This window comes from Bartonella sp. AA126HLJHH, from assembly GCF_042197425.1.
Taxonomy (GTDB): Bacteria; Pseudomonadota; Alphaproteobacteria; order Rhizobiales; family Rhizobiaceae; genus Bartonella.
Map to the genome: position 1 here is coordinate 94,508 of NZ_JBHIRU010000002.1, position 12,244 is coordinate 106,751.

At 38.7% G+C, this 12,244-nt stretch carries 12 protein-coding genes; 6 read left to right on the plus strand and 6 right to left on the minus strand.

Going from position 1 to position 12,244, the window contains the following annotated elements; translation table 11 throughout:
• Positions 1-13 precede the first annotated feature (13 nt).
• Positions 14-490, minus strand: coding sequence for a tRNA (cytidine(34)-2'-O)-methyltransferase (locus ACFIQC_RS01630; RefSeq protein WP_375606355.1), 477 nt, complete (start codon positions 488-490; stop codon positions 14-16).
• Positions 491-1,216: 726 nt separating this feature from the next.
• Between ACFIQC_RS01630 and petA the strand changes: the two genes are divergently transcribed.
• The 4 genes from petA to ACFIQC_RS01650 all read left to right on the plus strand — a co-directional run bounded on the left by petA (position 1,217) and on the right by ACFIQC_RS01650 (position 4,467).
• A complete protein-coding gene (gene petA, locus ACFIQC_RS01635) occupies positions 1,217-1,765 on the plus strand; it encodes a ubiquinol-cytochrome c reductase iron-sulfur subunit (RefSeq protein ID WP_375706653.1) in 549 nt (182 codons plus the stop codon).
• Between the two features lie 4 nt (positions 1,766-1,769).
• Entirely contained in the window at positions 1,770-3,026 is a 1,257-nt protein-coding gene (locus ACFIQC_RS01640; RefSeq protein ID WP_375706654.1) for a cytochrome bc complex cytochrome b subunit, read from the plus strand.
• Positions 3,020-3,916 (plus strand): cytochrome c1, encoded by an 897-nt coding sequence (locus ACFIQC_RS01645; RefSeq protein WP_375706655.1) that lies wholly within the window; start codon positions 3,020-3,022, stop codon positions 3,914-3,916. The genes ACFIQC_RS01640 and ACFIQC_RS01645 overlap by 7 nt, the downstream gene beginning before the upstream one ends.
• Positions 3,917-4,026: 110 nt before the next feature.
• The gene (locus ACFIQC_RS01650) at positions 4,027-4,467 is read left to right on the plus strand and encodes a PRC-barrel domain-containing protein (RefSeq protein ID WP_375611176.1); all 441 of its coding nucleotides are present in this window, start codon (positions 4,027-4,029) and stop codon (positions 4,465-4,467) included.
• A gap of 159 nt (positions 4,468-4,626) precedes the next feature.
• Here ACFIQC_RS01650 and ychF read toward each other — a convergent pair whose 3' ends face one another.
• Positions 4,627-5,730 carry a redox-regulated ATPase YchF gene (ychF, locus tag ACFIQC_RS01655; RefSeq protein WP_375636229.1) on the minus strand — a complete coding sequence of 368 codons (1,104 nt, stop codon included), beginning with the start codon at positions 5,728-5,730 and terminating at the stop codon, positions 4,627-4,629.
• Positions 5,731-5,995: 265 nt separating this feature from the next.
• On the opposite strand from ychF, the gene ACFIQC_RS01660 reads away from it, so the two are divergent.
• Positions 5,996-6,739, plus strand: a complete 744-nt coding sequence (locus ACFIQC_RS01660) for a L,D-transpeptidase (RefSeq protein WP_375611178.1) — start codon at positions 5,996-5,998, stop codon at positions 6,737-6,739.
• A 176-nt stretch (positions 6,740-6,915) separates the two neighbouring features.
• Here the strand turns inward: ACFIQC_RS01660 and pth are convergent, their stop codons facing one another.
• Together pth and ACFIQC_RS01670 are read right to left on the minus strand one after the other, a co-directional pair.
• A complete protein-coding gene (gene pth, locus ACFIQC_RS01665; protein ID WP_375629423.1) occupies positions 6,916-7,542 on the minus strand; it encodes an aminoacyl-tRNA hydrolase in 627 nt (208 codons plus the stop codon).
• A gap of 76 nt (positions 7,543-7,618) precedes the next feature.
• A complete protein-coding gene (locus tag ACFIQC_RS01670) occupies positions 7,619-8,248 on the minus strand; it encodes a 50S ribosomal protein L25/general stress protein Ctc (protein ID WP_375610123.1) in 630 nt (209 codons plus the stop codon).
• A gap of 292 nt (positions 8,249-8,540) precedes the next feature.
• Here ACFIQC_RS01670 and ACFIQC_RS01675 point away from each other — a divergent pair, with 292 nt between their 5' ends.
• The gene (locus ACFIQC_RS01675; RefSeq protein ID WP_375706656.1) at positions 8,541-10,040 is read left to right on the plus strand and encodes a helicase HerA domain-containing protein; all 1,500 of its coding nucleotides are present in this window, start codon (positions 8,541-8,543) and stop codon (positions 10,038-10,040) included.
• Here ACFIQC_RS01675 and ACFIQC_RS01680 read toward each other — a convergent pair.
• Together ACFIQC_RS01680 and pgeF are read right to left on the minus strand one after the other, a co-directional pair.
• Positions 10,037-10,969: a ribose-phosphate pyrophosphokinase gene (locus ACFIQC_RS01680; RefSeq protein ID WP_375606345.1), complete on the minus strand. Its 933-nt coding sequence runs from the start codon at positions 10,967-10,969 to the stop codon at positions 10,037-10,039. The genes ACFIQC_RS01675 and ACFIQC_RS01680 overlap by 4 nt on opposite strands.
• A gap of 473 nt (positions 10,970-11,442) precedes the next feature.
• Positions 11,443-12,234 carry a peptidoglycan editing factor PgeF gene (pgeF, locus tag ACFIQC_RS01685; RefSeq protein WP_375640214.1) on the minus strand — a complete coding sequence of 264 codons (792 nt, stop codon included), beginning with the start codon at positions 12,232-12,234 and terminating at the stop codon, positions 11,443-11,445.
• Between the last annotated feature and the right edge of the window lie 10 nt (positions 12,235-12,244).

Genomic DNA, 12,244 nt, shown 5'->3' on the forward strand with positions numbered 1-12,244 from the left:
ATAATTTATATTTTTATAAAATACATTTTCTTTCATAATAACCAATTTGGCGCAATGCTTCTCCTGTTGTTATAGCCACGCTCATGGCGAGATTGAGAGAGCGTGCCTGTGGTTGCATGGGAATTTTCAGTGTGTAATCGGCCGTTTCATGAACATAATCGGGAACGCCAGCTGATTCCCGACCAAAAAGTAAAACATCATTTCTTTGATAGCATATCTGCGTATAGCATGTTTTTGCTTTTGTACTTAAAAGCAACAGGCGGCGGTTAAAGTGTTTCATGGAGCTTATAAAATGTTGCCAATCAATGTGTCGTTCTAAGGAAGCATATTCGAGATAATCCAATCCTGCGCGTTTGAGATTACGATCCGACAGATTAAAGCCTGCAGGTTCAATAATGTGCACATGTAAACCAAAGCAAGCGCTAAGACGTAAAATCGTTCCAGTATTACCAGCAATATCAGGTTGGAAAAGAGCTATATGAAGTGTCATGTTCTCTGTAATATGATTTTTCTTTCGACTTTGTAAAGAAGCACCACAATTTATTCGAAAAATATGCTTTGAGAAATACATGTTTTTTACGGTTCATTTTTATTCCCTTTAAATTTCAGGGAAAAAGTTATGTATACAGGTCTGTTTGGGATCAGAGAGAAGCTCCCTATTAGGGACTTCCTTTTATTGAGCAATCCATGAAATGAATTGGCTCATTATGTTGAAAAGTGGGATATTTAATGAGGTTAGATCATCAATTTTAATTAAAATCAACAAAATATGCTTTTTATGCAAAAACAGAAGCGAAAAAAATACTCATGCAACCAGTTGGAATTGAGGGAGGGAGAGATGCTGTAAATGTGTTAAAGAAATAACCGATAAGCTCAACTTGTTTACTGAGATATGGTCATAACAAGACTATGTTTCTTTCTTTAGAAGTGTTTATTTACATGCTATCTCTGATTTTCACGGGCGGGGGAGTAATTTTGATTGATTAATATGAATAGGTTTGAAATGAAAAAACCTTACGGTGTTTAGGGATTTCATTCACTCTGTAAAACGATGAATTATCATTATAAAACAGTTTTTTGTATAAACCATACAAATGGCAGGAGTTTTTTACGGGGATGTTTTTATGGTTGAGGTAACGGAGTGATCGAGCATTGTACAATGGGAGAGGGTATGGTAAAAGAATATTTTAGCAAAGTGTCTCTTTAAGTTAAGTCCATGAGTGAGCAAACGAGGCGGGATTTTCTGTTTTTGGTAACAGCTGTTGCAGGAGCAGTTGGAATGGGAGCGGTTGTGTGGCCTTTTATCCGTCAGTTGCGTCCAGATGAAGCTGTTTTGGCATCTTCCTCTGTTGAGGTTGATCTTTCTGGTATTGAAGAGGGGATGTCAGTAACGGTAAAGTGGCGAGGACAGCCTGTTGTTATTCGAAATCGTACGGCAAAAGAAATTGCTGATGCGCGCGCTACTGAATTGAGACTTCTAAAAGATCGTCAAGCGCGCAATCCTAATCTTGAAGGTGAAAAGGAAGCAACAGATTTTGCGCGTTCAGCAGGTAAAGGACGTGAAAATTGGCTTATTGTTATTAATCTTTGTACGCATCTAGGCTGTGTAACACTTGGGCAATCGGGTAAATTTGGAGGATGGTTGTGCCCCTGTCATGGGTCTGTTTATGATACTGCTGGAAGAGTGCGGTCAGGTCCAGCTAACTATAATTTGACTATTCCACCTTACCAATTTCTTTCTGATACTTTGCTCAAAATAGGATAAAGTCATGATAAGGTTTCCTCCTTATTGTCCTAAAAGTGCTCTTGCCCGTTGGTTTGATAAGCGTTTTCCTCTTCCTCGTTTTTTTTATAATGCATTTGTGATTTTTCCTGTTCCGCGTAATCTTAATTACTTTTACACATTTGGCGGTATTTTAACCATTATGCTTTTATCACAGCTCTTGACTGGTATTGTCTTGGCTATGCATTATGTTCCGGATATTCATTTGGCTTTTGAAACCAGTGAACGATTTCGGCGTGAAGGGCAGTTTGGTTGGCTTTTTCGTCCATGGCACAGTGTAGGCTCTTCATTTTTTTTTATTGCTGTTTATATCCATTTGGCGCGCGGACTTTATTATGGTTCTTATAAAAATATGCGAGAAATGGTATGGGTTACAGGTATTTTTATTTATATCATCATGATGGCAATAGCATTTTTTGGTTATGTGCTTGTTTGGGGGATGATGTCTATTTCAGCGGCTTCAGTGATTGCAGGGCTTTTAAAAACGATACCTTTGGTGGGGACATGGTTGCATGAGACACTTCTGGGTGGTTATGTCGTAGGACAACCAACGTTGAATCGTTTTTATGTTTTCCATTATGTTTTATCATTTGTTTTGCTTCTTTTTGTGGGGCTGCATATTTGGGCAATTCATTGTGTTGGGCAAGGCAATCCAACAGGTCTTGCTATACAATCAGATAAGGAAACGGTTCCATTTTCGCCTTATGCGCTTATCAAAGATATTCTTGCTATTACTGTTTTTCTCATCTTCTTTGCCTGGTTTTTGTTTTATATGCCCGATTATATGGGGCAGGCTGAAAATTATAGTGTGGCAGATCCTTTAAAGGCACCTCTTCGTGTGGTTCCAGAATGGTATTTTTTGCCTTTTTATGCGATGCTTCGTGCTATAACTTTTGATATCGGTATTTTCTCTTCAAACTTTGTTGGCTTTGTTTTATTCGTCAGTTCGATTTGCGTTTTAATTTTTGTGCCATGGTTAGACCGCTCTAAAATATGTTCAGCAAGATATCGACCTATTTATAAAATTTTCTTTTGGGCGTTGGTTATTGATGTCGTTTTTCTTGGTTGGTTGGGGTCAAGAGAAATAAGTGACAAAATTCTTTTATGGACACAATTGGCTACGGTTTATTATTTTATATTTTTTTTGGTTATTTTGCCGATTTTGCCAGCGTTTGAAAAAAATTATTCTCTTCCTTCTTCAATTATGCAAGATTTAAAACAGAAAAAAAAGAGACTATGGTAAATGTTTTTGTTGGGTTGGTTGTTATTGTTGCTATGAGTTTTTCTGCTCAGAGTTTAGCGAGTGATGCCTCTGATCAGGAAGAGGGATTTATTTCCTTTCCTTTACAGATTCCTAAAAAACAAGCATGGAGTTTTTCAGGTCCATTTGGGCTTTATGATAAGGCGCAATTGAGGCGTGGATTAAAGGTTTATAAACAAGTTTGTTCCAGCTGCCATGGGCTAAAATATGTGGCTTTTCGTAATTTAAAAGATCTTGGGTATGATCAAGAACAGATAAAAGCTTTGGCGGGGCAATATGAAGTGTGCGATGGTCCTAATCGAGAAGGAAAATTTTTTAAACGTGCTGGGGTTGCAACGGATTATTTTCCTTCTCCCTTTTCACATGAAGAAGAAGCAAGATTTATTTTGAATAGTGCTTATCCTCCAGATTTGACATTGATGGCACGTGCACGTGGGGTATCTTTGCCGTTTCCTGCTTTAATTACTGATGCATTGACTCATTATGATACAGCTGGTCCAGATTATATTACAGCTCTTTTAACAGGATATCAGAAGGCACCGAAGGAGATAAAAATTTTGAATGGTTATTGGTACAATCCTTATTTTATTGCCGGTAATTCTTTAACTATGGCTCCTCCTTTGAGTGATGGTATGGTTACTTATGAAGATGGAACCCCAGAAATCATTGAACATTATGCGCGCGATGTTTCTGCTTTTTTGATGTGGGCTGCCGATCCTCATATGGAAATTCGTAAAAAAACCGGTTTTCGTGTTATTTTATTTTTAATCATTTTTGCAGGGTTTGTTTATATTTTAAAAAATCGTATTTGGTGTCGTTTAGAAGAAGAATTAGAGAAAGAAATAAAAGACGAAATAAAGAGAAAAGGGTAAAGTGATAAGGCTCAAAAGAGTATAGAGTATAAAGAGCATAAGGAACAAATCTTTTTATGATGCATTGAGGTTTTATAAAGTAAAAGCAAAGTAAAAATGGAGATGTTAAAATGAAAAAAATTGCATGTACTACTCTTATGTCAATTTTGATGGTTTCTAGTACTTATGCTCAGTCTTTTGAAGTGCCTTCAAAACCTGAAATGATCTCTTCGACGGGTATTGTACAGGTGGGGATAGATAAGTCTGTGCGTTATGTGACACCTTTAGCAACGGATTTTGTTGCTTCCAGTCTTATAGGCGCCAATGTATATAATATAGAAGATGAAAATATTGGTGAAGTAAAAGATATTATTTTGCGTGAAAATAATATTGCAGGATTTGTTATTGCTGTTGGTGGTTTTCTTGGCATAGGCGAGAGTTATGTGGTCGTTTCTCCAGAAACAATCCAGATGACAAATGATTATGGTAAATGGAAACTCATTACAAATGCAACAAAAGATTCTTTAAAGAACGCTCCAACATTTAAATACGAAGGGCGTTGGACACGCTAATTTTATATTTCTATTCTTTAATGGATCAAGCTGTTGCTATCACAATCATATGCTAGCAACAGTTTTTTTGTTCTAAAAACTCTTGAGAATTTTTGCGACAAGATTCCAAGGAGCGATTACCAAAGTTTTCAAGATAAACTATTAAGACAGAGTGAAGATTTAAGTATTATGTTTAAATAACATGATATCGCCATCTTGCACAATGTATTCCTTTCCTTCATCGCGGGCTTTTCCTGCTTCCTTTGCACCGCTTTCTCCACCCAGAGCAATATAGTCATTATAGCTAATGGTTTGGGCACGAATGAAACCGCGCTCAAAATCTGAATGAATAACACCAGCTGCTTGGGGAGCTTTTGTACCACGCGTAATTGTCCATGCTCGCGTTTCCTTAGGCCCACAGGTGAAGTAAGTAATGAGATCAAGTAAATGGTAACCAGCGCGAATGAGGCGATTGAGACTCGGTTCAAAGAGTCCTAGCGCATTGAGATATTCTGATGCTTCAGCATCACTCAGTTGTGTAATTTCCGCTTCGATAGAAGCAGAAATGATAATGCTTTGCGCATTTTGCTCTGTTGCCATTTTTTCAACTGTTTGGGTAAAGCTATTTCCACGAGCGGCGTCATTTTCGCTTACATTACAAACATAAAGTACAGGCTTGGAGGTTAAAAGATTCAAACTCTTAAGAATGTGGTGTTCATCGGAAGAAATATCTTTGAGTAATAACCGGACAGGGTTTCCCTGTTGCAGTATGTTTAATGCTTTTTCCATAATAGGTAAAATTGTGAGAGCTTCTTTGTCTTTTCCGGTTGCTCGTTTACGGATTTGTATGATTCGTCTCTCAAGACTTTCAAGATCCGCAAGCATGAGTTCGGTTTCAACCGTTGTCGCATCACAAAAAGGATCAATACGTCCCTCTACATGGGTAATATCTTCATTTTGAAAACAGCGTAAAACGTGGACAATGGCATCGACTTCGCGAATATTGGCTAAAAACTTGTTTCCTAAACCTTCGCCTTTTGAAGCTCCTCGCACAAGCCCCGCAATATCGACGAAGTTAATGCGTGTAGGAATCATTTCTTTTGAACCAGCGATTGATGCAATTTTTTCCATTCGTAAATCTGGAACAGCAACTTCTCCGGTATTGGGTTCAATGGTACAAAAAGGATAATTGGCAGCCTGTGCAGTGGCTGTTTTTGTTAATGCATTAAAAAGAGTTGATTTCCCGACATTAGGTAATCCGACAATACCGCATTTAAAGCCCATGAGAGTCTTTCTTTTCTATTAATTTTATGGTCAAGATAAAGCTTCCTTTTTATAGCATATTTTCAGAAGAGTTATAGTCCTGGTCTTGCGATAAGTGAGAAAAAAGTCTAAAGTAATAGGTATCTACTTTTTTACCTTAGTTCTTCTTATCTTATTGTTCTCCTTAGTTACAAGGATAAGAAAACTTCGAATTAATGTTAATATTGTGCTAAGTTTTTCATGGTATGCAAATCTGCATAAATAATTAATCGGAGAAAATAGAAGAGTGTTATCTCGTTGTGCCTTTTTAATTGCAGCACTTTTGGCTTTGGCTGGATGTGCTACACGTCAGTCAGATATGTCATCGGTACCTTTTCAACAAGTTCGATACATTCCACCAGAAATACAGGCTTTGTATGGTCCTGTAACGAATGAGACCTATTCGTTACCTGCTGTTGATCTTGCGACAATTGATCCAAAATATTGGCGACAAGAGGTGATTTATTATACATCTTATGCGCCTGGAACATTGGTTATAGATACGCAAGAGTGTTTTCTTTACCTTATTGGTGAAAATGGAAAAGCTTTGCGTTATGGGATTGGTGTCGGTAAAGAAGGCCTAGCATTTGAAGGTGAGGGGGTTATACAGCGCAAGCGTCGGTGGCCAAATTGGGCTCCTACTGCAGCTATGATGGCTCGAGAACCAGAACGTTATGGTCATCTTGGGAAAGGAATGCCACCAGGGCCCGATAATCCATTAGGTGCGCGGGCACTTTATTTGTTCAAAAATGGGAAAGATACACTTTTCCGTATTCATGGCTCACACGAATCGTGGTCAATTGGGCGTGCTATTTCAAGTGGGTGTATCCGTTTGCTTAATCAAGATATTATCGATCTTTATGATCGTGTTCCTATTGGTTCGCGTGTTGTGGTATTGCAAAACAATAGGAGTATTCCTACAGTTTATAGTCAACAATCAAATGGTTACGATCCGCTACAGTCGACCATTCAGCCAAATGATTTTTTTTAATTTAGGGGAGAAGATTGGAGAGAGCTGTGTTTGCTGTTCAATCTTCTCTTTCTCTCAAAAGAGAATATAAGCCTTTCTTTTTCAAAGGTGTATACAAGCTTGTATTCTGTTCTATTTTCTAGCTTCTCACGTTGCCAACAGATTTTGCCTTTGAGAAAGTTTATAAGAGGATTTTTTTAAGAGTTCTTATCCATATTCTTCACGCGACTGGGACACGCAAGCCAATGGTTCTGATTGTATTTTATCGTTTGTGAAACTTCATTCATAAAGAGGGATTTATCATCTTTTATAAGGAGAGCGATATTTTTTGCGATTGTCTCTAAGAGAGGGGATAACCATTCTTGATCAGATTTGGTAAAATTTCCTAGGACATGCTGATGAACAAGTTCTTTGCTTCCAGGATGACCAATTCCTATGCGTATACGACAATAGTCAGTACCACAATGGGCATCAATAGACTTAATGCCATTATGCCCATTATTTCCTCCACCAATTTTTATACGAACTTTCCCCGGTGACAGGTCTAGCTCATCATAAATGATGATCAAATTCTTTAAATCTAATTTATAAAATCGCAAAGCTTCACCGATAGCTTGACCAGAAAGATTCATGAAAGTTTGTGGTTTTATAAGAAAAATTTTCTCATTATTTATGAAACCATTGGAGATTTCTGCTTGAAACTTCTTTGACCATGGAGAAAAAGAGAAGGACTGATAAATGGCATCAACAGCCATAAAACCGATATTATGGCGGTTATTTTGATATTGTAAACCAGGATTGCCAAGACCAGCAATAAGCCACATGTGTATCTTCAGTCAAAGTATGAGTAAGGGTAGTGTCTCATAAATTAAGGCGGAAAAAATTCCCGCCTTTTGAGTTTTATGAAGTTTCCGTGTCTTCTTCATCATTTTCTTGTTCAGAAGTTTCATCGCTGACATCCATGCCAGCAGGAGCTGCAATGGTTGCAATGGTAAAGTCTCGATCTTGGATGATGGGAGTCACATCTTTTGGCAGTTGCACTGCTGAAATGTGAATAGAATCACCAATAGAGTAGCTGGAGAGATCAATTTCAATAGCTTCAGGAATAGCACTTGCTGGAGCTGTACATTCAATTTCGTGCCGAACAATATTGAGGACACCACCCTTTTTAAGTCCAGGTGCCGTATCTTCATTGAGGAAGTGGACAGGAATATTCACTTCTACAACGGATTTTGCTGAAATGCGCAAAAAGTCTACATGGAGGGGAAAGTCACGCACGGGATCTAATTGATAATCTTTTGGCAAAACCATAATTTTTTGCTTGTCAAGAATAATCGTTGCAATGGTGGTGCGAAAGCCACCAGCGTGAATTTTGTAGAAAATTTCTTTATAGGGAACTGTTATTGCCAAAGGAGGTTGTTTTTCACCATAAATGACAGCAGGAATAAGACCGTTGCGGCGAAGTTCACGGGAGGACCCCTTACCAACCCGCTCGCGTTTTTCGGCCTTAAGAGTGTAGCTTTTGCTCATAATTTAAGTCCTTTTTACATGATTGGAGATCCTTCAAAAACAGTAATAGTTTTTGCATGGATATGAAGATATGCGCTAACCAACAGCGATCACTCCATTCTGCGTTGCCTCCAAGGGTGTCTACGCAGAAGTTTGTTCTATAGTTCAAACTATTCATAGATGCAAGAGTTGTGGGAAAAATCGATGATTTCTACCGTTAAAAAGGAGGAAATGTTACAAATTACGGTGTGGATGGAGAATCAACCAATATGTGCTGGCGCTGATATGTTCAAAATCAAACACTGGAGATGTTATGAAGGTTGAGATTGCCTTGGGTGAGATGTCAGAGAGTCGTGCTTTGCATAAATCGATGCCAGCACTTCTTGATTTGGAAGAATTATTGGCGACACGTCTTCTTGTACAAGGTAATTCTGGTTCAGGGAAATCACATCTTTTACGCCGTCTTCTGGAGCAAAGTGCTAAGTGGGTGCAGCATTGTGTAATTGATCCAGAAGGCGATTTTGTAACTTTGGCAGATAAATTTGGTCATGTTATTGTAGAGGCTCAACGTAGTGAATTAGAGTTGACTCGTATTGCCCATCGCATTCGACAACATCGAGTTTCAGTGGTATTTAATCTTGAAGGCTTGGATACTGAACAACAGATGCGTGCTGTTGGGGCTTTTCTTGGGGCACTGTTTGATGTGGAACGTGATTATTGGTATCCTATGCTTGTCGTTGTCGATGAAGCACAATTGTTTGCTCCAACTGCGGCAGGAGAAGTTTCTGATGAAGCGCGTAAAATTTCTTTGAGCGCTATGACCAATCTTATGTGTCGAGGACGTAAACGTGGTCTTGCTGGTGTTATTGCGACACAACGTTTGGCTAAGCTTGCCAAAAATGTTGCTGCGGAAGCTTCAAACTTTTTAATAGGGCGGACTTTTTTAGATATTGATATGGTGCGCGCTGCTGATCTTTTGGGAATGGAGCGTCGCCAAGCGGAAATGTTTAGAGATCTTGAACGGGGAAATTTTATAGCTTTAGGCCCTGCTTTGTCACGACGCCCTTTACCAATTATCATTGGTTCTGTTGAAACTTTAGCACGCTCTTCTAGTCCTAAATTAATGCCACTTCCAACAGAGCGGGATGATGTGCAAGAGCTCGTTTTTACTGCTTCACCAGAGGAAATTTTAACGCCATTTAAACAAACACGAGAGCCGATGAGGGAAAAGTCAATGCACGAGATGTTAGAGGAGGTCGTGCATAAAAAACAAGAGTTGTTGGAAGAAAACCCAAGTTTATTTCCTGAACTTTCTGATGTTGAGCGTGACGGGAAAGCAGAACATATTATTCGGGAAATTCTTGAGGATTCTGAAGCTTTTTATCGTTCAACAGCGGTGCTTTATCAAGATTTTTCAGTTCGTTGCCGTATCCATGGGATGTCAAAGGTTCCTTTTAATCTTTCACAATTTCGGCGTAAATTGGCTATTGCTCAGGCTTTTGTTGATGAACAAACGGCTGTCAGTGAACATTGGAAACATATTTTGCAGATATCAGAAAGTTTGGAAGAAGATGTTCAAGGAGTCTTCTTGAACGTGGCACAGTCCGCATTAGGGGGAAAGCCATGTCCATCTGATGCATTTTTAGCACGTCTTTATGGGACTCATTCTTTAAGCCGTGCACGCCGACTTTTAACCTACTTTGAAGAGCGTGGACTTATTGTTATTCACACGCATTTTAGTGGTCAACGTATTGTTGCCTTTCCTGATCTTGGTGTTGAAACAGCACCGGGAGACCCCAAGGAACCACTTTAACCAAATAAGCTGGAAACCGATTGTTCTGCTGCTGTCCTTGCTATTGCTTCTCCCATAAGGTCGGCAATGGGCAAAACACGAATATTATGGGTTTTCTCAATAGCTTGTGTTGGCATAATTGAATCTGTAATAACCAATTCTTTCATCTCTGAATTGGCAATTCGCTCGATTGCATTACCAGAAAGAACACCGTGCGTGATATAAGCCGTGACACTATTGGCACCATGTTTAAGCAGAGCACTTGCTGCATTGCATAAAGTTCCACCTGAATCAACAATATCATCAAGCAAAAGGCAATCTTTTCCCGATACATCTCCAATGATATTCATAACTTCTGATTCACCGGGGCTTTCGCGACGTTTATCCACAATAGCGAGCAAACTGTTCAAGCGCTTGGCGAGCGCGCGCGCGCGCACCACACCACCCACATCAGGTGAAACAACGATAACATTTTCAAGAGAATAATGCACTTTGACATCGCGAGAAATGACAGGAACAGCATAGAGATTATCCGTAGGGATATCAAAAAAACCTTGAATTTGTCCTGCATGAAGGTCCAATGTTAAAACACGATGGGCCCCTGCTTCAGTAATTAGGTTGGCAACAAGTTTTGCAGAAATAGGAGTTCGTGGTCCTGGTTTTCTATCTTGGCGGGCATAGCCAAAATAGGGGATAACAGCTGTAATACGACGCGCAGAAGAACGACGAAGGGCATCAATCATGATGAGTAATTCCATCAAATGATCATTTGCGGGATAGGATGTAGATTGCAAAACAAAAACATCTTGTCCACGTACATTTTCATGCAGTTCTACGAAAATTTCTTGATCAGCAAAGCGCTTTACAGTCGCTTTGCCTAAGGGGATGTTCAAATAATTTGCAACATCTTCAGCTAGGCGTGGATTAGAATTTCCGCAGAAAAGTTTCATAGTAGAACCTCTGAATCATCATGGTGGGAATGCGACACGGTTTTTAATTTCTTTTTATTAAATTGCAAGAGAACAATTACAAAAGCCTTACAATTTTATCGATTATTATTAAAGAGCTATGCAGTATGTTTTCTCTTTTTCCAAAAGTTTATTACTTTTAGAGCAAAGTTTTTTCTCCATGCGGCAAAGAAATACATATTGATTAAGCTTTTTGGTTATTACTTTATAAAAATACTTTCAATATGGGGAATGCTTCATATTTAAGATGAATGAAGGGGAGTAATAAAAAGAAGTATCATCTTGCCTTCAATCATTATAACCAAACATTGAAAATGATCATAGCGAAGGCTATCATATTTTATGGGCTGGTAGATAATTTCGTGAAAAAAGCAAAGTACAATGGGATTTATTTTTACATTTGGGTAAAAAGCTTAGTTTTGCAGTTTTGGTATTGTTCTCAAGCATAAAGAGGCTCATCTTTTGTTTTTCAGCATAACAGCAGAAATCTGCCGTCCGTAATCGGGTTCGTTGCGGTGTATTGCACGGCGATAGGAGAAAAAACGCTGTTCATCTTGATAGGTACAAAGCTCTACACAAGAAGCATTAACACCTGCTTCTTTGAGTTGGTTTATAATAAATGCCCATAGATTAAAATAAAAGCGATTTATTTTGTCTGTTTTTAAAAAATATTTTTGGTATTTGCTGTGGTAATCAATAAATTGGTCGTAAAATTCATTTGTTACTTCATAGTGATAAGGGCCAATACAAGGTCCAAGGACTGCTGTTATTGATTGTCTTTTGGCTCCTTGTTTTTCCATAACAGCAATTGTTTTCTCGATAATTCCATTTAAGCTTCCACGCCAGCCAGCATGAGTTGCAGCGATGACTCCAGCTTGTGGATCAGCAAACAGAATGGGTCCGCAATCTGCTGTAAGAACCCCAATAACGAGTTCTGGGGTGGTCGTAACCAGAGCATCAGCTTGAGGAGGTGCACCGATAATTGCTTGATGAGCTACGACAACGTTACAGGAGTGTATTTGATTAACTGTGACTAAATTTTGCGCTTCAATAGAAAAATAATTGGCAATCAAAAGACGATTCTGTACAATATATTCAAGTTGATCATTTGAACCTTTCCCAACATTAAGACTATGATAAAGATTTTTTGAAACACCACCTTGACGTGTAAAAAATCCATGTTTTATTCCATGGGAGTGTAAAGTAGAAAGATTTTTTGCAAGAATGGGATGAGGGATAGATTTCATAAAAGTTCCT

Bases quoted from the DNA above. Each gene is read 5' to 3' on its own strand.
- petA (WP_375706653.1), top strand. From the start codon at position 1,217: ATGAGTGAGCAAACGAGGCGGGATTTTCTGTTTTTGGTAACAGCTGTT.
- ACFIQC_RS01645 (WP_375706655.1), top strand. From the start codon at position 3,020: ATGGTAAATGTTTTTGTTGGGTTGGTTGTTATTGTTGCTATGAGTTTT.
- pth (WP_375629423.1), bottom strand. From the start codon at position 7,542: ATGTGGCTTATTGCTGGTCTTGGCAATCCTGGTTTACAATATCAAAAT.
- ACFIQC_RS01640 (WP_375706654.1), top strand. From the start codon at position 1,770: ATGATAAGGTTTCCTCCTTATTGTCCTAAAAGTGCTCTTGCCCGTTGG.
- ACFIQC_RS01680 (WP_375606345.1), bottom strand. From the start codon at position 10,969: ATGAAACTTTTCTGCGGAAATTCTAATCCACGCCTAGCTGAAGATGTT.
- ACFIQC_RS01650 (WP_375611176.1), top strand. From the start codon at position 4,027: ATGAAAAAAATTGCATGTACTACTCTTATGTCAATTTTGATGGTTTCT.
- ychF (WP_375636229.1), bottom strand. From the start codon at position 5,730: ATGGGCTTTAAATGCGGTATTGTCGGATTACCTAATGTCGGGAAATCA.
- ACFIQC_RS01675 (WP_375706656.1), top strand. From the start codon at position 8,541: ATGAAGGTTGAGATTGCCTTGGGTGAGATGTCAGAGAGTCGTGCTTTG.
- ACFIQC_RS01630 (WP_375606355.1), bottom strand. From the start codon at position 490: ATGACACTTCATATAGCTCTTTTCCAACCTGATATTGCTGGTAATACT.
- pgeF (WP_375640214.1), bottom strand. From the start codon at position 12,234: ATGAAATCTATCCCTCATCCCATTCTTGCAAAAAATCTTTCTACTTTA.
- ACFIQC_RS01670 (WP_375610123.1), bottom strand. From the start codon at position 8,248: ATGAGCAAAAGCTACACTCTTAAGGCCGAAAAACGCGAGCGGGTTGGT.